At 63.4% G+C, this 20,152-nt stretch carries 18 protein-coding genes; 9 read left to right on the top strand and 9 right to left on the bottom strand.

Annotated features, from left to right (window positions below; genetic code table 11):
* Positions 1–4: 4 nt before the first annotated feature.
* The 4 genes from AC07O2_RS05875 to AC07O2_RS05860 are packed head-to-tail and all read left to right on the top strand — an operon-like array spanning position 5 to position 3,732.
* Positions 5–127: a hypothetical protein gene (locus AC07O2_RS05875; protein WP_495074812.1), complete on the top strand. Its 123-nt coding sequence runs from the start codon at positions 5–7 to the stop codon at positions 125–127.
* A complete protein-coding gene (locus AC07O2_RS05870; protein ID WP_495074811.1) occupies positions 120–2,168 on the top strand; it encodes an acetyl-CoA carboxylase biotin carboxylase subunit in 2,049 nt (682 codons plus the stop codon). The genes AC07O2_RS05875 and AC07O2_RS05870 overlap by 8 nt, the downstream gene beginning before the upstream one ends.
* 9 nt (positions 2,169–2,177) lie before the next feature.
* Positions 2,178–3,197 (top strand): biotin synthase BioB, encoded by a 1,020-nt coding sequence (bioB, locus tag AC07O2_RS05865; RefSeq protein ID WP_495074810.1) that lies wholly within the window; start codon positions 2,178–2,180, stop codon positions 3,195–3,197.
* Between the two features lie 4 nt (positions 3,198–3,201).
* Positions 3,202–3,732, top strand: a complete 531-nt coding sequence (locus tag AC07O2_RS05860; RefSeq protein ID WP_495074809.1) for a VOC family protein — start codon at positions 3,202–3,204, stop codon at positions 3,730–3,732.
* On the opposite strand, the gene AC07O2_RS05855 is transcribed toward AC07O2_RS05860, so the two are convergent.
* The 4 genes from AC07O2_RS05855 to AC07O2_RS05840 form a co-directional block, all read right to left on the bottom strand.
* The gene (locus AC07O2_RS05855) at positions 3,729–4,901 is read right to left on the bottom strand and encodes a response regulator (RefSeq protein WP_495074808.1); all 1,173 of its coding nucleotides are present in this window, start codon (positions 4,899–4,901) and stop codon (positions 3,729–3,731) included. The two genes, AC07O2_RS05860 and AC07O2_RS05855, sit on opposite strands and share 4 nt — an antisense overlap.
* A 151-nt stretch (positions 4,902–5,052) precedes the next feature.
* On the bottom strand, positions 5,053–5,562 hold the full coding sequence (locus AC07O2_RS05850; RefSeq protein WP_495074807.1) for a putative pterin-binding protein: 510 nt from the start codon (positions 5,560–5,562) through the stop codon (positions 5,053–5,055).
* 134 nt (positions 5,563–5,696) lie between these two features.
* Entirely contained in the window at positions 5,697–6,344 is a 648-nt protein-coding gene (locus tag AC07O2_RS05845; RefSeq protein ID WP_495075083.1) for an RnfABCDGE type electron transport complex subunit B, read from the bottom strand.
* Positions 6,345–6,391: 47 nt separating this feature from the next.
* On the bottom strand, positions 6,392–7,819 hold the full coding sequence (locus AC07O2_RS05840; protein WP_495074806.1) for a polyhydroxyalkanoate depolymerase: 1,428 nt from the start codon (positions 7,817–7,819) through the stop codon (positions 6,392–6,394).
* A 173-nt stretch (positions 7,820–7,992) separates the two neighbouring features.
* On the opposite strand from AC07O2_RS05840, the gene AC07O2_RS05835 reads away from it, so the two are divergent.
* Both AC07O2_RS05835 and AC07O2_RS05830 read left to right on the top strand, forming a co-directional pair.
* Positions 7,993–9,006 carry a glycosyltransferase family 2 protein gene (locus AC07O2_RS05835; protein WP_495074805.1) on the top strand — a complete coding sequence of 338 codons (1,014 nt, stop codon included), beginning with the start codon at positions 7,993–7,995 and terminating at the stop codon, positions 9,004–9,006.
* 14 nt (positions 9,007–9,020) lie between these two features.
* Entirely contained in the window at positions 9,021–9,815 is a 795-nt protein-coding gene (locus AC07O2_RS05830; protein ID WP_495074804.1) for a ChbG/HpnK family deacetylase, read from the top strand.
* On the opposite strand, the gene AC07O2_RS05825 is transcribed toward AC07O2_RS05830, so the two are convergent.
* Positions 9,812–11,308, bottom strand: coding sequence for a phospholipid carrier-dependent glycosyltransferase (locus AC07O2_RS05825; protein ID WP_495074803.1), 1,497 nt, complete (start codon positions 11,306–11,308; stop codon positions 9,812–9,814). The two genes, AC07O2_RS05830 and AC07O2_RS05825, sit on opposite strands and share 4 nt — an antisense overlap.
* Positions 11,305–11,988 (bottom strand): DUF1345 domain-containing protein, encoded by a 684-nt coding sequence (locus AC07O2_RS05820; protein WP_495074802.1) that lies wholly within the window; start codon positions 11,986–11,988, stop codon positions 11,305–11,307. Before AC07O2_RS05820 ends, AC07O2_RS05825 begins: the two co-directional genes overlap by 4 nt.
* Positions 11,989–12,103: 115 nt before the next feature.
* Between AC07O2_RS05820 and AC07O2_RS05815 the strand changes: the two genes are divergently transcribed.
* The 3 genes from AC07O2_RS05815 to AC07O2_RS05805 all read left to right on the top strand — a co-directional run bounded on the left by AC07O2_RS05815 (position 12,104) and on the right by AC07O2_RS05805 (position 17,030).
* The gene (locus tag AC07O2_RS05815; protein ID WP_495074801.1) at positions 12,104–13,492 is read left to right on the top strand and encodes a hypothetical protein; all 1,389 of its coding nucleotides are present in this window, start codon (positions 12,104–12,106) and stop codon (positions 13,490–13,492) included.
* Complete coding sequence (locus AC07O2_RS05810; protein WP_495074800.1) at positions 13,431–14,627, top strand: hypothetical protein; 1,197 nt, start codon at positions 13,431–13,433, stop codon at positions 14,625–14,627. The genes AC07O2_RS05815 and AC07O2_RS05810 overlap by 62 nt, the downstream gene beginning before the upstream one ends.
* Before the next feature lie 111 nt (positions 14,628–14,738).
* Positions 14,739–17,030 (top strand): putative bifunctional diguanylate cyclase/phosphodiesterase, encoded by a 2,292-nt coding sequence (locus AC07O2_RS05805; RefSeq protein WP_495074799.1) that lies wholly within the window; start codon positions 14,739–14,741, stop codon positions 17,028–17,030.
* Between the two features lie 9 nt (positions 17,031–17,039).
* Here the strand turns inward: AC07O2_RS05805 and moeA are convergent, their stop codons facing one another.
* From moeA to moaA, 3 genes are read right to left on the bottom strand one after another with little or no spacing between them, the layout of a single operon-like run.
* The gene (gene moeA / locus AC07O2_RS05800) at positions 17,040–18,395 is read right to left on the bottom strand and encodes a molybdopterin molybdotransferase MoeA (protein ID WP_495074798.1); all 1,356 of its coding nucleotides are present in this window, start codon (positions 18,393–18,395) and stop codon (positions 17,040–17,042) included.
* Complete coding sequence (mobA, locus tag AC07O2_RS05795; protein WP_495074797.1) at positions 18,392–19,006, bottom strand: molybdenum cofactor guanylyltransferase MobA; 615 nt, start codon at positions 19,004–19,006, stop codon at positions 18,392–18,394. The genes moeA and mobA overlap by 4 nt, the downstream gene beginning before the upstream one ends.
* Positions 18,999–20,108 carry a GTP 3',8-cyclase MoaA gene (gene moaA / locus AC07O2_RS05790; protein WP_495074796.1) on the bottom strand — a complete coding sequence of 370 codons (1,110 nt, stop codon included), beginning with the start codon at positions 20,106–20,108 and terminating at the stop codon, positions 18,999–19,001. Before moaA ends, mobA begins: the two co-directional genes overlap by 8 nt.
* Positions 20,109–20,152: the final 44 nt, after the last annotated feature.

Below are 20,152 nucleotides of genomic sequence, written 5' to 3'. Positions count from 1 at the left end.
TTTCATGTTCACCAAAATACTGATCGCCAACCGCGGTGAAAACGTCGGCGCAGCCGTCGTTTCTGTACATTGCTTGGTGCGCAAAGCGCACGCAGGCGATTTCAACGCGGAGACCACCCATGTTTAAGAAAATCCTCATCGCCAACCGCGGTGAAATCGCCTGCCGGGTCATCACAACGGCCCGCAAGATGGGCATCAAGACCGTGGCCGTGTACTCGGACGCCGACAAGGACGCGCGCCACGTGGAGCTGGCAGACGAGGCTGTGCATATCGGCGGCGCACCCAGCCGCGAGAGCTATCTGCAGGCCGACAAGATCATCGCCGCCTGCAAGGCCACCGGCGCGCAGGCGGTGCACCCGGGCTATGGCTTTTTGAGTGAAAACGCCGAGTTTGCCAAGCGGGTGGAGGACGAGGGCATTGTCTTCATCGGCCCCAAGCACCATTCGATTGCGGCGATGGGCGACAAGATTGCTTCCAAAAAGCTAGCTGCCACCGCAGGCGTGAACTGCATCCCGGGCGTAAACGACGCCATAGAAACGGCCGAACGCGCGGTGCAGATCGCCCAGGGCATAGGCTACCCCGTGATGATCAAGGCCAGCGCCGGCGGCGGCGGCAAGGGCCTGCGCGTGGCCTATAACGACAAGGAGGCGCTGGAGGGCTTCACCAGCTGCCGCAGCGAGGCGCGCAACAGCTTTGGTGACGACCGTGTTTTCATCGAGAAGTTTGTCGAGGAACCCCGTCATATCGAGATCCAGCTGCTGGGCGATGCACACGGCAACGTGATTTACCTGAACGAGCGCGAATGCTCCATCCAGCGCCGCCACCAGAAGGTGATTGAGGAGGCGCCCAGCCCCTTCATCAGCGACGCCACGCGCAAAGCCATGGGCGAGCAGGCGGTGGCCCTGGCCAAGGCCGTGCAGTACCAGAGCGCGGGCACGGTGGAGTTCGTGGTCGGCAAGGATCAGAGCTTTTACTTTCTGGAGATGAACACCCGGCTGCAAGTGGAGCACCCGGTGACCGAGTGCATCACCGGCCTGGACCTGGTGGAGCTGATGATCCGCGTGGCGGCGGGCGAGAAGCTGCCGCTGGCGCAGGCCGAGGTCAAACGCAATGGCTGGGCCATGGAGTGCCGCATCAACGCCGAAGACCCGTTTCGCAACTTTCTGCCCAGCACTGGGCGCCTGGTGCGCTTCCAGCCGCCGAAGGAAAGCATGTTCCAGGCGAACACGCAGGACTTGTACGGCGTGCGTGTGGATACCGGTGTGCAGGACGGCGGCGAGATCCCGATGTTCTACGACTCCATGATCGCCAAGCTGATCGTCCACGGCACGGACCGGCTGGATGCGATCGCCAAGATGCGCGAGGCGTTGAACGGCTTTGTGATCCGCGGCGTAAGCAGCAACATCCCGTTCCAGGCGGCGCTGCTGGCGCACCCGAAGTTTGTGGCCGGTGACTTCAACACGGGTTTCATCGCCGAACACTACGCCAGCGGCTTCCGCGCCGAGGACGTGCCGCATGCAGACCCCGACTTTCTGTTGGCCCTGGCCGCCTTTGTGCACCGCCGCTACCGCGACCGCGCCAGCGGCATCCGCGGCCAGGTGGCCGGGCACGAGGTGGAGGTGGGTGAGGCCTTTACCGTGGTGGCCCTGGGTGCTGGCGGGCACACGGTGCACACCCAGGTTCGTGTGCGGGACTTTGAAGAGAAAACAGGCTCCAGCGCAGTATCTATCGGCGCAAGAAGCTATAAATTTTGTAGTAGTGCCCGTCTGGGTTCGCCGCGTATCCATGGCACATGCAACGGCCAAGCCTTTACCGCCCAGGTGGAGCGGGGCACGCCGCGCAACCCGCTGGCCCTGCGCATCGCGCATGACGGCCGCCAGCTGGATGCCCTGGTGCTGTCGCCGCGTGCAGCAGCCCTGCACGCCCTGATGCCCTACAAGGCGCCGCCGGATATGAGCCGTTTCGTGCTCTCGCCCATGCCGGGTTTGCTGGTGGATGTGGCGGTGCAGCCGGGGCAAAAAGTGCAGGCCGGCGAGCGTGTCGCCGTGATCGAAGCCATGAAGATGGAAAATGTGCTGTTCGCCGCCGCCGATGGCGTGGTGGAAGAGGTCTTGGCAGCTAAGGGAGAATCCCTGTCTGTAGACCAGCCCATTGTCCGTTTTGCATAAGAGATACCCATGAATACTGCGACCCTTGAACAGCCGATCACTTTGCACCGTACGGCTCCGAAACCCGTGGTGAATTCCGAAGAACGCTGGCCTCTGGCCGAAGTCGAGGCGCTGTTCGAGCTGCCTTTCCTGGAGCTGATGCACCGCGCGCAAACCGTGCACCGCGAGAACTTCCCCGCAGGTGACGTGCAACTCTCGACCCTGCTGTCTATCAAGACCGGGGGCTGCCCAGAAGACTGCGGCTACTGCCCGCAGTCGGTGCACTACGACACCGGCACCCCCGCCACCAAGATGCTGGGCGTGGATGTGGTGGTCGCCGCGGCCAAGGCGGCCCAGGAGGCCGGTGCCACGCGCTTCTGCATGGGCGCGGCCTGGCGCAGCCCGAAGGACCGCGATGTGGACAACGTGGCCGAACTGGTGAAGGCCGTGAAGGCCCTGGGCATGGAAACCTGCGCCACCCTGGGCATGCTGGAAGACGGCCACGCCGCCCAGCTGCGCGACGCCGGCCTGGACTATTACAACCACAACCTGGACACCTCGCCCGATTTCTACGGCGACATCATCGACACCCGCGTCTACCAGGACCGGCTGGACACGCTGGACCGCGTGCGCGGCGCTGGCGTGAAAGTCTGCAGCGGCGGCATCGTCGGCATGGGTGAGACCCGTGCCCAGCGTGCCGGCTTGGTGGCCCAGTTGGCGAATCTGGAGCCCAGCTACCCCGAATCCGTGCCGGTGAACAACCTGGTGCGCGTGGAAGGCACGCCGCTGGCCGATGCGCCGCCGCTGGACCCGCTGGAGTTTGTGCGCGTGATTGCGGTGGCCCGCATCACCATGCCGACCGCTCGCGTACGCCTGTCGGCCGGCCGCCAGCAGATGGGCGAGGCCGTGCAGGCCATGTGCTTCCTGGCCGGCGCGAATTCGATCTTCTACGGCGACAAGCTGCTGGTCACCGGCAACCCGGATGTGGAAGCTGACCGCCAGCTGCTGGCCAAGCTGGGCCTGCCGACCTCGGGCGTGCTGGCGTCCTAAACCGATGACCCGTCCCCTTCGACAGGCTCAGGACAGGCTCCTTCGACAGGCTCAGGACAGGCCCTTCAAGGTGCTGGGCGTCCAGCAGATCGCCATTGGTGGCCCCGACAAGCAGCGTTTGCGCACACTGTGGGTGGATCTGCTGGGCCTGGAGGTCACCGGTAACTTCGTCAGCGAGCGTGAGAACGTGGACGAGGACATCTGCGCCCTCGGCAGCGGCCCGTTCAAGGTCGAGGTGGACCTGATGCAGCCGCTGGACATAGACAAAAAGCCGGCGGTGCACACCACACCGCTGAACCACGTGGGGCTGTGGGTGGACGACTTGCCGCTGGCCGTGGAGTGGTTGACGGCCCAGGGCGTGCGCTTTGCGCCGGGCGGCATCCGCAAGGGGGCTGCGGGTTTCGATATCTGCTTTGTGCACCCCAAGTCGAACGAGGTGTTCCCGGTGTCGGGCGAGGGCGTGCTGATCGAGCTGGTACAGGCGCCGCCCGAGGTGGTGGGCGCATTCGCGCGCTGGGCGCAGGTCCAAGCTTAAATCTTTACGCTGGATTCGGCCGCGAACTCCAGGGCCATGCGGTACACCTCGGCCGACGCCATGCCGTCATCGTCGGCGAAGTCGGTGGCAATTTTCTGGAATTGCGCCTCGATTGCGCCAAAGGCCGTCACGATGTCGGGGTCGAAATGTGTGCCGCTACCCCTGCGGATGATGTCGCTGGCCTCGGCATGGCTGAAGCCGGGCTTGTAGACGCGTTTGGAGATCAGGGCGTCGTACACATCGGCCAGCGCCATCAGACGCGCTGAGGCGGGTATGGCATCGCCGCGCAGGCCCTGTGGGTAGCCCGAGCCGTCCCACTTTTCCTGGTGGCACAGGGTGATCTCCTTGGCGTAGCGCAGGAATGCCGTGGCGTAGTCCGCGCCTTCCTCGGCCTTGACCAGCGCCGCGTGGCCCAGCGTGGTGTGGGTCTTCATGATTTCGAATTCGTTGAAGTCCAGCTTGCCTTCCTTGAGCAGGATGCGGTCAGGTATGCCGACCTTGCCGATATCGTGCAGCGGTGCAGATTTGTACAGCGACTCTATGGCCGCATCGGTCAGTTCGTTGCAAAAGCGCGGGTGGGTCTGCAGCTGCTGCGCCAGCGCCTTGACGTATTTCTGGGTGCGGCGCAGGTGGTTGCCGGTTTCGTTGTCGCGGGTTTCGGCCAGCAGGGCGATGGCACGCACGGTGATGTCCTGTATGGCTGCAACTTCGCGGGTGCGTTTTTGCACCTCCAACTCCAGGAAGCGGCTCTGGTTCTGCAGAAAGTCGCGTGCCCGCTTGAGCTCCAGGTGGTTGCGTACCCGGGACATGACGGTGGCCGGGCTGATGGGCTTGGTGATGTAGTCCACGGCCCCCAGGTCGAGGCCAATTTTCTCGTCCTCCGTGGCGCTCATCGCGGTGAGGAAGATGACGGGGATATTCGCGGTTGCCGGTTGGGCTTGCAGCTGGCGGAGCACCGCGTAGCCGTCCATGCCGGGCATCATGATGTCAAGCAGGATCAGGTCTGGTTTGTCGTCGGCCTGGGCGATCTTCAGCGCGCGCTCACCATTCGGCGCCAGTTTGACCCGGTACACGCTGCGCAACAGGTTGCTCATCAGTGACAGATTGTCTGGCGTGTCGTCTACCACCAGTACCGTCAGTCTGTCTGGCACATCGGATGGATGGCTCATGGTATCTCCTCGTCATTCGGTACGTGCTGGCATGGCTGGCACGTACGCAGTTACTACAGAGCGTCTGAAAGACTGGGCCGGTCTGTGCCGGTTTGCGCGGTGGCGGGGCCTGGGTTGAGGGCTGCTGGCCTACCCGTTGGCCGCAAACACTCTATTGAACCTTCAGGCCGCTAAGCTGCCAGGCAGAGCGGTTGTAATAGGTTTCGGTGCGTAGCTCGGGCTTGGTGTCAAACGGGTAGACGATGAACAAGGGGCCTTTTTCGCGCACCGGCATGGGCTTGTCGTTCATCAGGCGGGCGACGATGGTGTCGAACTTGACGGCATCGTCAAACGGGATTTCGGTTTTGTAGTCGTTCAGTGCCGTGGCCAGGATCTTGTTGCCCTTGGCGCCGGCGGCGGCCAGCACATCGCGCAGCAAGGGGCCGGTGAAGCTGACCGGTGTGGCGTACCAGGGGGTTTGCGTGGTGAAGGTTTTTTGCGGCAGCTTTTCCAGCATCTTCATGTCGAATTCCGCATTGGCGCCAACATTGGCCTGGGTGATCGCGCCGCTGACGGTCAGGATGACGCGCCCCTCCGGTTTGTCCAGGGCCATCACTGAGAACGCCCAGAAAGCACCCAGGGTGCAGGCCAAGATTCGGATGTTTCGCAGAGAGGTTTGCATGGACAGGCTCCTGGGAATGGCTGATCGATGTGGCATTTTGTAACGCCAATTGACTATAACAAGGCCGACTCCTGCGTTGTAGGCTTTTAGCAGCCACAGGCTCTGGGGCATGCTCCCCTTTGTGGATGGCTTGGTCAGCTGGCGTCGGATTGGCGCCGTGCGCGGGCGCGGGCCAGCGCGGCGGCGATGGTGGCCTGCTTGGCGTCTGCGGCGGGCAGCGCGTTGGCTGGTGAGGTGGGGGCAGCTACCTGGCTGGGTTGTTTAGATGTTTTATTGGTCTGGCGCTCTTCCTGATTGTGCCTGCTGCTATGGATTGCATAGCGAGTTTGGGCGTTAAGCGCCTCGGCGGCAGACCATGCGTTCCAGCCGGTGCGCTCGCCACTGGCGTTCAGCATCTGGATGCAGTCCACCGGACAGACGGGCAGGCAGAGTTCGCAGCCGGTGCAGTGCGCCTCGTTGACGGTATGCATGCGTTTGTTGCTGCCCAGAATGGCGTCGGTGGGGCAGGCGGCTAGGCACAGGGTACAGCCTATGCACCAGCTTTCATCGATCACAGCGACGGCGCGGCTGGTTTCCACCCCAAAGGCGGGATTCAGCGGTATCACCGCCTGCCCGGTAATGCGTGCCAGCCGTGTAATGCCCTCGGCCCCGCCGGGGGGGCATTGGTTGATGGGGGCCTCCTGCGCGGCAATGGCTTGCGCATAAGATGCGCAGTCCGGGTAGCCGCAACGGGTGCACTGGGTTTGCGGAAGCGCAGCGTTGATCTGCTCGGCCAGCAGCATGCGGGCCGAGGGGGGCAAAAGCACTGGCACCTGGACCCTGCGCGGAATCAGGCTTTCTGGGTCGCAGGCTTGCGAGCTGCCACCTTGCGGGCCACGGGTGCCGCGGCTGCCGGTTTGACAGCCACGGGTGCTGTTGGAGCTGGGCTTGCCGGTGCAGCAGGCGTAGCGGGTGTGGTGGGTGTGGTGGTGCTGGGCGTAGCGGTGGCGGCAATGTGGCTGTGTGCCTTGATAAAAGCCTTGACTTCGGGGTACACCATCTCGCGCCAGCGGCGGCCGCTGAAGATGCCATAGTGGCCTGCGCCCTGGACTTCGTAGTGCCACTGCTGGCTGGTGGGGATGCCGGTGCAAAGATCATGGGCGGCACGGGTCTGGCCGGAGCCAGAAATGTCGTCCAGCTCGCCTTCCACGGTCAGCAGGGCGGTTTGGTGGATGTCTTGCGGTTTCACCAATTCGATCTTGCCGTCTAAGCCGCGCACATTCCAGGTGCCGTTGACCAGCTTGAAGTCCTGGAACACGGTGGAGATGGTTTCCAGGTAGTAATGCGCGTCCATATCGAGCACGGCGTTGTACTCGTCGTAGAACTTGCGGTGGACTTCGGCGCTCACGTCGTCACCCTTGATCAGGTCCTGGAAGTAGTCGTAATGGCTTTTGGCATGGTGGTTCGGGTTCATTGCCACGAAGCCGGTGTGCTGCAGGAAACCGGGGTAGACCTTGCGGCCTGCGCCAGGGAAGCTGGAGGGCACCTTGTAGATCACATTGTTTTCAAACCACTCGTAGCTCTTGTTCATGGCCAGGTTGTTCACCGCGGTGGGCGACTTGCGGGCGTCGATAGGGCCGCCCATCATGGTCATGGTCAGAGGGGTAAGGTCACCGCGCGAGGCCATCAGCGACACGGCTGCCAGCACCGGTACGGTGGGCTGGCATACGCTCATGACATGGCAGTTGCCGTAAATGCCTTGCAGGTGGCGGATGAATTCCTGCACATAGTTCACATAGTCGTCCAGGTGGAATTCGCCTTCGGACAGCGGCACCAGGCGGGCATTCTTCCAGTCGGTGATATAGACCTTGTGGTCTTTCAGCATGGTTTTGACGGTGTCGCGCAGCAGCGTGGCGTAATGGCCCGAGAGGGGGGCCACGATCAGCACGGCGGGCTGGCCCTTGAGCTGGGTCAGGGTGTGGATGTCGTCGGTGAAGCGCTTGAAACGGCGCAGTTCGCAGAAGGGCTTGTCGATTTCCACGCGCTCGTGGATGGCGATATTGGTGCCATCTACCTCGATGGTTTGTAAGCCGAATGTGGGCTTTTCATAGTCCTTGCCCAGGCGGTAGAGCAGGTCATAGCCGGCAGACACGCGCTGCGACAGGCTGGTTTTACCCAGGGGGGACAAAGGAGTGCTGTAAAGCTTGGAAGCTGCTTGCGCAAAATCTGCAAACGGCTCCATCAACGCGCGCTGGGTTTCGTAGATTTGGTAGAGCATGGTGGGTTTCAGCAGGGGGAAAGTATTGTTGCAGTGCAATATAGCAGTTGCTTGTTGCTTTAAGTGGAGAGGAAACACCAATACGCGCGTTCACAGCAGCGTTACGGTGAACACCTACACTTAGAACTTGCGACTCGGGCAGGGGCTCCGGGGGCTTGAATAATATAGTTTTTATGAATAACGAACCGGCTGTGGTACAGGCCTCTTTTTCAATCCGTTCCATGCGCCCGCGCATGAGCGTGGTGGTGCCAGCCTATAACGAGGCGTCCAACCTGCCGGCCATGCTGACCGGGCTGACGCATGCACTGCGCCAGTTGACGGACGAATGGGAGGTGCTGGTGGTGGACGATGGCAGCCGCGATGCCACGCCCCTTGCCATGTTGCCCTGGGTCAGTGCATCCGGTGTGCGTTATTTGCGCCTGAGCCGCAACTTCGGTAAGGAATGTGCACTCACTGCCGGTATTGAACACGCCCAGGGCGATGTGGTGGTGTGTATGGATGCCGATTTGCAGCATCCGGTGGACATGTTGGGCCCCATGCTGCATGCCTGGCGCGACGGTGTGGACATGGTGTGTGCCGCGCGCTCGTCGCGCGCCGACGAAACCGCGGCCAAGCGCCTGGGGACCTGGTTGTTTTACCGGCTGATCAACACCAACTCTTCGGTGCACATACCTGTGGATGCCGGGGATTTCAGGCTGATGGACCGTCGGGTCGTGGACGCCCTGAAGTCCTTGCCCGAACGCAATCGCTTCATGAAGGGGCTGTTTGCCTGGGTGGGTTTTCGCACGCAGATACTGCCTTACACACCACACGAACGGGCTTCCGGGCAGAGCAGTTTCTCGCTCAAGCGGCTGGCCCGGCTGGCGTTTACCGGCGTTACCACCTTCACCAATTTCCCGCTGCGCCTATGGAGCGCTTTGGGCTCCTTGATCGCGTTGGGGGCCTTGCTGTTTGGCTGCTGGATCATCATCGAGCACTACATAGACTCAGAGGCCGTGCCCGGCTGGGCCACCTTGGCGACCAGCATGATGTTCTTCAGCGGTGTGCAGCTGTTGTCCATCGGCATACTGGGCGAATACGTGGGGCGGATTTTTGATGAGGTGAAACACCGGCCCATATACATCGTGGCGTCCGAGCAAGGGCGTAGCACGTTTACCGATGCAGCGGATGAAGGGCAGGCCGGGTGACGCGTGTTCTGGCTATGTGCGCAGATGATTTTGGTCTGACGCCAGGTATTTCCGAAGGGATTGCAGAGCTGGCCCAGGCCGGTCGTATTAATCTGGTGTCGTGCATGCCGCAGGCGCCGGGTTGGCAGACTTCTTTACCTTTGCTGGCGACTATGCCTGCCGCCGTGCAGCGCGGACTGCATTTCAACCTCACCGAAGGCCAGCCCCTGAGTCCGGAGCTGCGCCACCATTGGCCCCGTTTTCCCAGCCTGCCCAAGCTGATTTTGGCGGCGCATCTGCGGCAACTGCCATTGGCCGCCATCGCGCTGGAGTTGCGGGCACAGTGGCAGGCCTTTGCCGATGCGACCGGCGGCGCCCCGCAATTCGTGGACGGCCACCAGCATGTGCACCATTTGCCCGGTGTGCGGCAGGTGCTGCTGCAGTTGGTCACGTCGCTGTCGCCGATGCCGGCCGTGCGTGCCACCGGCCGCCTGTTGGGGCCGGGCGAGGGGGTGAAACGATGGCTGATCCAGGCAACCGGCGGCCGTGCGCTGCAAAGTGCGCTGGCCCGCCAGGGTATACGCCACAACCCTTGCTTGACCGGGGCTTACGACTTTATTGATCCCGACTATGCCGGGCGTATGCGTGCCTGGCTGGCGGCGCTGCCTGCCGAGGGTGGTTTGCTGTTTTGCCACCCTGGCGTGGAAGGCCCACCGCACACCGTGGTGGACCCGATTGCCCCCGCACGGCTGCGCGAATGGGCGTATTTGCGTAGCGAGGCTTTTGCGCAGGATTTGCGCAGTGCGGGCGTGGTGCTGGGGACGATTTAAGGGCAGCCGGTTTTTTCCAGCCGCAGCAGCTGCGCGTTGGTACCGGTGAAGACCGGGCTGGCAGTTCCCATCTCTGGCGGCAGGCTGTAGTTTTTCTCGGCGACCAGCCAGGTCGTGCCGGGGCTGCAGCGCAGCGTGGTGAGGCGGTCGGGTGTCCACAGTACTTTGGCGGCCTGGGCCGTGTCGAAGCGGGCTGCATCGGCAAACTCTTTGCGCCAGTTGTCATGCTGGGAAATATCCGCATCGTTCCAGGTGCTCAGCACGATGGCAGGTTGGCGCAAATGGGCATAGAACGGCACGTCGTAAAACGCTTCGTTGATGAACACCACATGGTCTTCGGCCTGCTGCACGCGGGCCAGTTCTTCGGCCACGTCCCGGTGCGAGCCGGGTGCCTTCCAGGCCAGGCCCAGCACTACAGCTACGCACAGCGCTGCGCTGGTCGGTATCAGCCCACGCCAGACACGGCCACGCGCAACCGCCACGGCTAGCAGCGCGCACCAGGGCGCCAATGCCGGCAGGATGTAGCCCACCAGCTTGCTGCTGGGCAGCGAAAAGAATCCGACGATGGCCAGTACCCACCACACCAATAGGCTGGTTAGCCCTTTGAGTGGCTGGGCTGGTGTGTCGGGGCTGGGCTGCAACTGGCTGCGCAAGCATAGGCTCCACGGCAGTGTCAGCAGTGGCAGCACAGCGATGTAGAACCAGAACGGATGGACGTTGTTGAACGTGGCCTGGGCGAAGCGGCGGAAATGCTGCTCTATGAAGAAATAGTCGTAAAACCCCGGAAAGCGCTGCTGCATCCACAGAAACCAGGGTGCCGCCACCAGGCCGAACGCCAGCAAGCCCAGTGGGTGCAGCATGCCGATGATCTGGCGCCAACGGCCCTGCGCCAGCAGCCAGGGGCCCAGCACCAGTGCTGGCAGCACGAAGCCGATCAGGCCCTTGGCTAACATCGCCAGTGCGCAGGCCAGCCAACCGGCGACCAACCAGGCCAGGTCTATCTTGGGCAGTTCCAGCGCGCGTACAAAGCACAGCACGGCCACGGTCAGCATGCCGGCCACCAGCATGTCCAGATTGGCGTATTGGCTACCCACATAGAAGAATGGGCAGGTGGCCAGTATGCCCAGCGCGATGAGTGCAAACCGCAGGCCGACCCAGCGGCGTAGCGCGAGGAACAGCGATGCACCCATGAGCCAGGCGCCAACGAAGGCGCCAAACCGCGCAGCAAATGCGCTGACCCCAAATACCTGGAACGCGGCCATGTCCAGCCAGTACATCAGCGGCGGCTTGTGGAAGAAGGGCAGGCCATTCAGTGTGGGCACCAGGCCGTCGCCCAGCAGCATCTCGCGTGCCACATTGCCGTAGCGCCCTTCGTCGGGCAGCAGCAGGGGGCGCACGCCTAAAGTGGCCAGCAGCCACAGCGCGAGCAGCAGCAGGACCAGGGCCGGGTTGTTTAGCCGACGGGATGGAGGCGTGGGGAAGGAAGTATTCACAGAAGCCCGGATGCAATATTGATGGTCAGCGCCACCAGGGTGGTGTTGAAGAAGAAGGCCAGCACGCAGTGCAGCAGGCCGGTACGCCGCATGGCGGATGTCGTAAAGCTGACGTCAGCGGTCTGGCCCGAGGTGCCGATGATGCAGGCGAAATACAGAAAATCGCCGTAGTCCGGCTTGTCCGTGCCCGGGAAGGAAAGGCCTACGGGCTTGCCGCGCACCAGCGCCGCATAGAAGTCATGGGCGTAGTGCAACGCAAACATCACGTGGGTAAAGGCCCAGGATGTGACGATGGTCAAGACAGCCAGGCCGAGATGGGTGTAGCGCAACCACCCTTGCAAGTCTTTCACCACTCCCAGTTGGGCAATGATGGCGCCTAAGGTGGCCATTGCGGCCAGCACCACCAGGGCCAGTATCGTGCCGCGGCCTTCGTCCTGTTGCTGCGCGCGCCGACGTATCTTGTCGTGGTCGGAATAGAAGATCATGCGTCCGGCCAGCGCCAGGTAAATCAGGGCAAAGGTGTTCCAGCCCAGTATCAAGCGGGTAGCGGTTTGGAAGGCTGGTAAATAGCCCAGGGCCAGGACGACCAGAGTGCCTACCAGCGCTGAAGAAAACAGGCGGGGACGGCTGCGAATGAGCCGGATTGGCGATACACGATGTCGGGGTGGCTGGGCGCTCATATGGCTGTGTGAAGGGACTGGTCAACAGTGCAATGCATGCACTGGCGTATCCGATCTGGTCGGGCTTGCGTACGATACCATCACCCCACTTCAACATGGACGGCGGCGGACCAGGATGGACTCCCAACAGCAGCTTTTGGCCGGTGTACGCGCAGAGCCTCGAACCCTGCGCTTTCGCGCACGTTTTGCGCTGCTGGCACTGGCCAGTGGTGGTGCCGGCCTGGCCCTGGCTCTGCATTACCCGGTGTTGCCTTCCCTGGTGCTTGCGCTGTTCGTACTGGCCTGCGCAGTTTTCTACCGTTGGCCCGATACCTGGCTGCTGGCGGTGCCGGGCTTGCTGCCACTGGTTGGCTTTGCACCGTGGACGGGCTGGCTGACCTTTGAAGAATTGGACATGCTGGTGCTGGCCGCAGCAGCAGGGGGGTACGCCCGCCGCACTCTTCACCCGTTGTCGGCATCGCACAGGCGGGGCAGCGGCCAGCATGCGTCCGGCGGCGTGTGGCTGCTGGTGTTGCTGTTTTGCATTTCAATTCTGGTGGCCATGGTCCGGGGTTTTGATAACGCCGGTGGTTTCAGCTTTGGCTGGTACCAGGGCTACCACGAGTCCATGAACAGCCTGCGCCTGGCGAAAAGCTTCTTCCTGGCCTTGCTGGTGTTTCCGCTCTGGCGGGCCGCGGTGGTGCGCCGGGGCGAGCAGGCCAGCCGATGGCTGGCAGGGGGGCTGGCTCTGGGCCTGGCCGCTGCGTCCTGGGCCACGATGTGGGAGCGCTCCGCCTTTGTGGATTTGTTCAATTTTTCTTCCGATTACCGGACTACAGCCCTGTTTTGGGAGATGCATGTGGGCGGCGCGGCACTGGACGGCTTTTTGGCCCTGACGCTGCCCTTCGTGGTGCGTGAACTGCTGGTGGCCCGCTCGTTGCGTCGCTGGGGTGCTTTTGCGCTATGTCTGGGCATGGGAGCCTATGCCTGTCTGACCACTTTTTCGCGCGGCGTCTACCTGGCTTTGCCTATAGCGATTGCCGTGACGGGGGCTTTGTATCTGTTGGCCCACCGGCGCACGGTGGCGGAGGCGGGTGCATCGGCGGTCAAGCCGGCGCCCATGCGGCTGCTGTCGGCGCTGGCCTTGCTCGTTATTTTCAGCCTGGGAGTGTGGTGGACTTTCCCGTCCAGTGGCTACCGCGGACTGGCCTGTTTGCTGGGTGCCATGGGCTTGCTGATGCCCTTGGCCACCCAGCTGCGACGCTTTACGCTGGCGGACTGGATCGTCGGCCTGGTGGCTGGCGGTTTGCTGTGTACTGCCTGGTGGGGCATTGCGCTGGCGCTGGACAAGGGCGCTTATCTGGTCTATGCGGCCAGTGCCCTGTTGACGGCCGGCCTGCTGCTGGCCAGCGGTCGCGGGGGGGGGGGGGGGGGGGGGGGGCCGCCCCCCCCCCGCGGGGCTGATGGCACAGCTGGCGTTTGCCAGCTATCTGGGTCTGTTGATGGGCATGGGGCTGGTGGCTGAGCACTGGGGCTATGGCCGGGGCCTGGAGGCCACCTTGCCGGTGGTGCTGGTGCTGGTGTTGTTGGCATTTGGAGCAGGCGTGGCGCCTGTGGGCCTGTGGCCCGACCGCCTGCGCTGGCATGCAACGACTGGGGCTGCGATGCTGTTGGTGGGCGGCATCGTGGGCGTATTTGGCGGTGGCGCCTACATGGGGGACCGTTTTTCAACCAGTAGCAGCGATCTGGATACGCGTCTGGCGCATTGGCGCGAAGGCTGGCAGATGCTGGATGCGCCGCTGGACCCGGTGCTGGGTAAGGGCTTGGGCCGTTATCCGTCCAGCTACTTCTTTGCCCGTTCCTCGATAGAGCATCCCGGCGACTACCGCCTGTCCAGCCAGGCCGGCAATAACTATCTGGTGCTGGCCGGCGGCAAGCAGCAATACATGGGCTGGGGCGAGATACTGCGAGTCTCCCAGCGGATTTTGCCGCCCAAGGGCCCGGTCAGCGTCAGCCTGTCGGTGCGCGTCACCAAATCGGTGAATGTGCACCTGGAAGTGTGCGAGAAGCACCTGCTATACAGCGCAGGCTGTTTATTGGGTGGTGTGTATGTCGAGCCCAAGACCACCGAATGGCAAAGTTTCGAGGTGCCGCTCAAGGGCGGCGAGCTGTCCAGTGGTGCCTGGTTTGCGCCGCGGATTGTGTCGTTCTCGGTTGCCACCGACAGCGTCATGGGCCTGGTGGATGTAGACAACATCCAGCTCAAGAGCGCGGATGGCCGCCAGCTTTTGGATAACGGTGATTTTTCGCAAGACCTGCAGCGTTGGTTTTTTTCCAGCGACCGCAACCACTTGCCCTGGCACATCAAGAACGTCTTCATGAATGTGTTGTTTGACCAGGGTGGCGTGGGCTTGGCGCTGTTTATCGCCATGGGCCTGGCGGCGCTATGGCGTGTCACTGTGGGGCGGGCCAAGGACCACCCGCTGGCTCCCGGCATTGCCGGCGGCTTGGTCGGGTTTGTGGTGGTGGGCCTGTTCGACAGCTTGCTGGATGTACCGCGTCTGGCCTTTTTGTTTTACCTGGTGCTTTTGCTGGGCATGACGCTACGCCATGTTCGTCCGCCTGTTGCGGCCAAGCCCAGTCGCAACGCGGCACTGTGATGGGGTTCAGGCTAGGGTATGCAGAATGTAATAATTTGTGTTTCATATCTGGCCTGTTTACCGTTACGATGCGGACTTTCTGATGCAACTACATAACCCCTTCATGCAAAGATGAGCAGTTTGCGCGCACGCATTCTGGGGTTGCTGGCGTTGCTGTTTTGCGTGGTCGGCGTGGTCAGCTTCATGGTCAGCTCGTCACTGCTGGATCGCAGTCTGGCATCGTTCGACCAGCGCGCTGCGCATGACCAGTATCTGCGTGTGGACCTGGGCCTGCGCCAGGAAGTGACCGCGCTGTTGCGTACGGCCCTGGACTACGGCGTGTGGGACGAGTCGGCCCAACACATGCAAAACTTCAACCTCGGCTATTTGGCGCAAAGCTACACGGTGGAGTCGCTACGCAACCTGGATGTGGACTATGTGGCGTTTTTGACCCTGGCCGGTCAATTGCATTCCAGCGTGGATATACGGCGAGGCCGGGTTGAGCCTCTGGCCGGCAATGACCCGGTGTTGGCGGAAGCCATGGCGGCCATTTTTGCGCTGCCTCCCGAGCTGCGTGAAAAGGGCGGTGAATTCAAGCGCTGGTTGAAGGGCCAGCCGGTGCTGCTGGTGTTCAGCCCGGTACGCATGCGCCAGATCGGCTCCCCGATCGTGGGTTGGATGCTGATGGCCCGCGAATGGCAGGGCGAGCGCCTGACACGCCTGATGAAACTTACCGGCAGCCACTTTGTGCTGCGGCCTGCGGATGCGTTGGCGGACGGCACGCAAGCCAGCAATGACAGCAGCGCCATCCTGAAAGACACGGCAGGACCCAGTCAGCTGCAACTGGTGGTGGATACGCCACCCACGCAGCGGACCCAGAAGCAAACCAGTCAGCTTCTGCTGCTGGCCAACGCGTTGGTGCTGGTCGTGTTGGGTGCTCTGGCGGTGGTCTTTCTGCTCGATAGGCTGGTTCTCAAACGCCTGGGCAAGTTTGCCCAGCTGGCGCGCAGCCAGCGCAGCACCGACCCGGCGCTGATGCGGCAGTGGCCGGTACAGGGCCATGACGAGTTGGACGAGCTGGCCTTGTCACTGAACACCATGATGGCTGCGCTGGGCAAGGCGCGCTCCGGCCTGGAGCACGATGTCCGCACCGATGCCCTGACCGAGCTGGGTAACCGCCGCATGCTGCATGAACAGTTGGACCAACTGCTGGCCATGCAGCAGCGCCAGCCGGGCCTGACCCTGGCGGTGCTGCTGATCGACCTGGACGACTTCAAGCTCATCAACGATTCCCTGGGCCATGCAGCCGGCGACTTTTTGCTGACCAGCATTGCCCGTTCGTTGGAAAAGCTGATCCGTACCAGTGACGTGGTGGTGCGCCTGGGGGGCGACGAGTTCGCCTTGCTGTACGTGGCCCAGGGCGACGAGCTGGGTGTGCGGCACTTTGCCGAGCGGGTGCAGGAGACGATTGCCCAGACCCGGGAATACCAGGGCTCCTACCTGACCGTCAGCTGTTCCATGGGTATTTGTTATGCCCACGGCACCTCGACGAACAAGGACGACCTGCTGCGCAACGCCGATCTGGCCATGTACGACGCAAAGCGGGCGGGCAAGGGTCGCTACAGCTTTTATAGCGAATCGATGCTGGGCAATGTGCAGGAACGCATGCTGCTGGAGCAGCGGCTGCGCGAATGTCTGCGTCTGGATGAGCTGGAGGTCTGGTTTCAGCCCATCGTCGATGCGCGTACCGGCGCAGCGCCCATGATGGAGGCCCTGGCCCGCTGGCCGATGGACGGCGGCTTCTGTCCGCCCGACAAATTCATCCCGATCGCCGAGGAATGCGGTTTGATCGTGGCCCTGGGCATGGCGATTGCCAACAAGGTTGCCGCTGCCTTGCCAGCCCTGCTGGCGCAGAACCCGTACACGGTGGTGAACATCAACTTGTCGGCCAAGCAGCTGATGGTGACCACCCTGGTGGAAGACATGTGCGAGCTGCTGGACCGGCAGGGCATACCCCGTTCCTGCGTGCATTTCGAGCTGACCGAGTCGGCCGTGGCCAAGGACGCAGAATTGGCCGAGCGCCAGCTGCAGCTGCTGGCCGAAGCGGGGTTTCACTTGCATCTGGACGACTTTGGCACCGGCTACTCGTCGCTGCACCGCCTGCAAAGCCTGCCGTTCTCCACCCTCAAGCTGGACCGCTCCTTTGTCACCTTGCTGGGGCGTGGCGATGCGCATATTGCCAAGGTCATCATGGCCCTGGCCGGCGAGCTGGGTGTGGGGGTGATTGCCGAAGGCATAGAAACCGAGCAGCAGCGCGATGCGCTGATAGCCCTGGGCTGCCACTGGATGCAGGGCTACTGGTTTGCCCGGCCCATGCCATTGCCGCAGATGCTGGACTGGCTGAAGAACCGGCCAGGAGCTTAGAACAGGTTCCTAGCCTTCCAGCAGCATCACGTCTACGGCATCGCCCTCGGCCACATCGCCCTGCGCCTCGGGCAAGACCACCAGCACGTCGGCCTGCACCACAGAGCTGAGGATGCCCGAGCCCTGGTTGCCCACCAGGCGCACACCGCACTGGCCATCTTCGGTGCGGCACAGCGTGCCGCGTGGGAATTCGCTGCGGCCTGGCCGTTTGCGTATGGCCTGCATGCTGCGGGCCCGCAATAGCGGCTGTGGTGCTGCATGCGCGGGGTTGCAGCCCATCATCTGCAGCAGTACCTGGCGTACCAGCACCGTAAAAGCCACCGCCACTGCGACTGGGTTGCCAGGCAGGCCCAATAGCAGAGCGTCGGATTTGCTGCGTTTTTCATAGCTGCCAGCGCAGGTATTATCTGCGCCAGAGTCGTTTTTTTCTTGTAATTCTTGCAAGGCACCTGCACGGATGCAGCCGACTGCCATGGGCCGGCCCGGGCGCATCGCCAGCTGCCAGAACACCACATCGCCCAGTGCGGCCATCATGTTGCGTGTGTGGTCGGCATCGCCGGTGCTGACACCGCCGCTGGTGAGAATCGCATCGGCCTGCCGGGCTGCCTGGGCCAAGGTGGTTTGCAGCTGGGCCGGGTCGTCGCGCACCACGCCCAGGTCCAGTATCTCCACGCCTAGGCGGGTCAGCAGGCCAAACAGGGTGTAGCGGTTGCTGTCGAATACGGCGCCGGCCCGAGGCGCCTCGCCCGGGCTGAGGATTTCATCGCCGGTGGAGAAGTAAGCCACCCGCAGCCGGCGGTACACCGTGACCTGGGCCAGGCCCAGGCTGGCCAGCAGGCCCAGGGCCGCAGGGGCCAGGCGGTCGCCCTGGCGCATGGCGGCCTGGCCTTGCTGCACGTCTTCGCCGGCTAGGCGGCGGTTGGCACCACGCCGCAGCTGGCTGGGGTCGAAATGGATGCAGCCAGCCTGCAGCTGCACGCGTTCATGCGGCACCACGCTGTCCAGCCCCGGTGGCATGGGCGCACCGGTCATGATCTTCAGGCACTGGCCTGCGGCGATGGGGGTGGACCAGGTATGGCCTGCGAGCACCTGGCCGACCACCTGCAGTGACAGGGTCTGGCCGCCCTGCAGCTGTGCGCCGTCGAAGGCATAGCCGTCCATGGCCGAGTTGTCGTGCGGCGGCACGCTGACGGGGGACACCACGTCCGCCGCAAGTACCCGGCCCAGCGCCTGCAGGATGTCCACGGTTTCTGTCTCCGTCACCGGTGTGGCCAGGGCCGACAAAAAGGCCTGGGCCGCCGGCACCGGCAGGTTCAGCGGGTTGTAGCCGGGGATAGTGGCCGCAATGGCGTCGGTAGTCTTCATCGTTCCAGGCCGCGTAGCTCGGCCAAGGTGTTCGCGTTGGAGAAAGCCTGGGCGTCGTCGAATGCCACTGTGGCCGTACGGTGCTGGGCCAGCCAGACGGCCACTTTGCGACCGCCTTGCTGCAGATACTGCGCCAGGCTGGCGTGCATGTCGCTGCGCATCAGGCAGAACACCGGCTGGCTGCGCAGGCTGCCACTGGGGTCTCTGGATGCGGCCACGGCCATATCGGCCTGGTCCGCCAGCAATGCAGCGCCCAGGCGGGCCACCAGGTCGGCGGGGAAGAGCGGGGCATCGCAAGGCACGCAGGCCAGGTAGGCCGTGGGGCAGTGGGCCAGGCCGGCCAGCATGCCGGCCAGCGGGCCAGCATAGTCGTCTTCCAACTCGGACTCGGCATCGGTCCACACCGGGACACCAAAGGCCGCATAGTCGGCCAGATGGCGGTTGGCGCTGAGCATCAGGTTGCCCACCTGCGGTCGTAGTCGGGTCAGCGCGTGTTGGGCCAGCGTCTTGCCTTTGAAGGCCTGCAGGCCCTTGTCCAGGCCGCCCATGCGCGCACCCTGGCCGCCGGCGAGCACCAGTCCGGTGACGTCTTGCAACGCCAACTCAGCCACCGATGTAACTCATTTCCACCCGCCGCGCCGCCGGGCCGTTGTCGGCTGCTAGGCCCGAGCGCAGCTCGGAATAGCGGTCGTTGCGGCCTTGCCAGATGCCGCGCAGGGCGTTGCCGAGCTGGGTATCGTCGGCGCCGCTGCGCAGCAGGTCGCGCAGGTCATGGCCCTGGCTGGCGAACAGGCAGAGATAGACGCGGCCGTCGGTGGACAGGCGGGCGCGGTTGCAGTCCCGGCAGAAGGCCTGGGTCACGCTGCTGATGACGCCCACCTCGCCGCTGCCATCGGCATAGGCCCAGCGCTGCGCGGTTTCGCCGGGCGCACTGGGCGCCAGCGCCCGCAGCGGCCACTCGGTTTGCAGCGTTTGTATGACTTCGGCCGAGGGCACGACCTGGTCCATACGCCAACCGTTGGTGGCGCCCACGTCCATGTATTCGATAAAGCGCAGCACCATGCCGCTGCCCTTGAAGTGGCGGGCCATGGGCAGGATTTCATGCTCGTTGGTGCCGCGCTGCACCACCATATTGATCTTCAACCCGCCGCCTGCTCCCAGGCCGGCTTTGTGCGCGGCTTTCAGCCCGTCCAGCACCGTGCGCACCGGGAAGTCCACATCGTTCATGCGGCGGAACACCGTGTCGTCCAGGCCGTCCAGGCTGACGGTCAGGCGTTGCAGCCCGGCATCTTTCAAAGCCTGGGCCTTGCGTGCCAGCAGGGCGCCATTGGTGGTCAGGGTCAGGTCCAGCGGCTGGCCATCGGGCGTGCGCAATGCGGCCAGTTGGGCGACCAGCACCTCGATGTTCTTGCGCAGCAGGGGTTCGCCGCCGGTCAGCCGGATCTTGCGCACGCCCTGGGCCACGAAAATTTGCGCCAGGCGGGTGATTTCTTCGAAGCTCAGCAGTGCGCTGTGCGGCAGATAGGGGTAGTCCTTGTCAAACACTTCCTTGGGCATGCAGTAGCTGCATCGGAAGTTGCAGCGGTCGGTCACGCTGATGCGCAGGTCGTGCAGCGGGCGCCCCAGTTGGTCGGCCAGCGGCCCGGATGTGGGGGCGAGGCTGCTCGGCGCGAGCTGGCGCTGGTCTCGCAGGGGAATGACACGGCGTGGCATTTAAATCGGCTGGGCAAAGTGGGGCTCAGCGGCCGAGGGCGGCA

The organism is Rhodoferax sp. GW821-FHT10B06, assembly GCF_059415605.1.
Note: the sequence above shows the minus strand (reverse complement) of the source record. Positions and strands in the feature narration are given on the sequence as shown.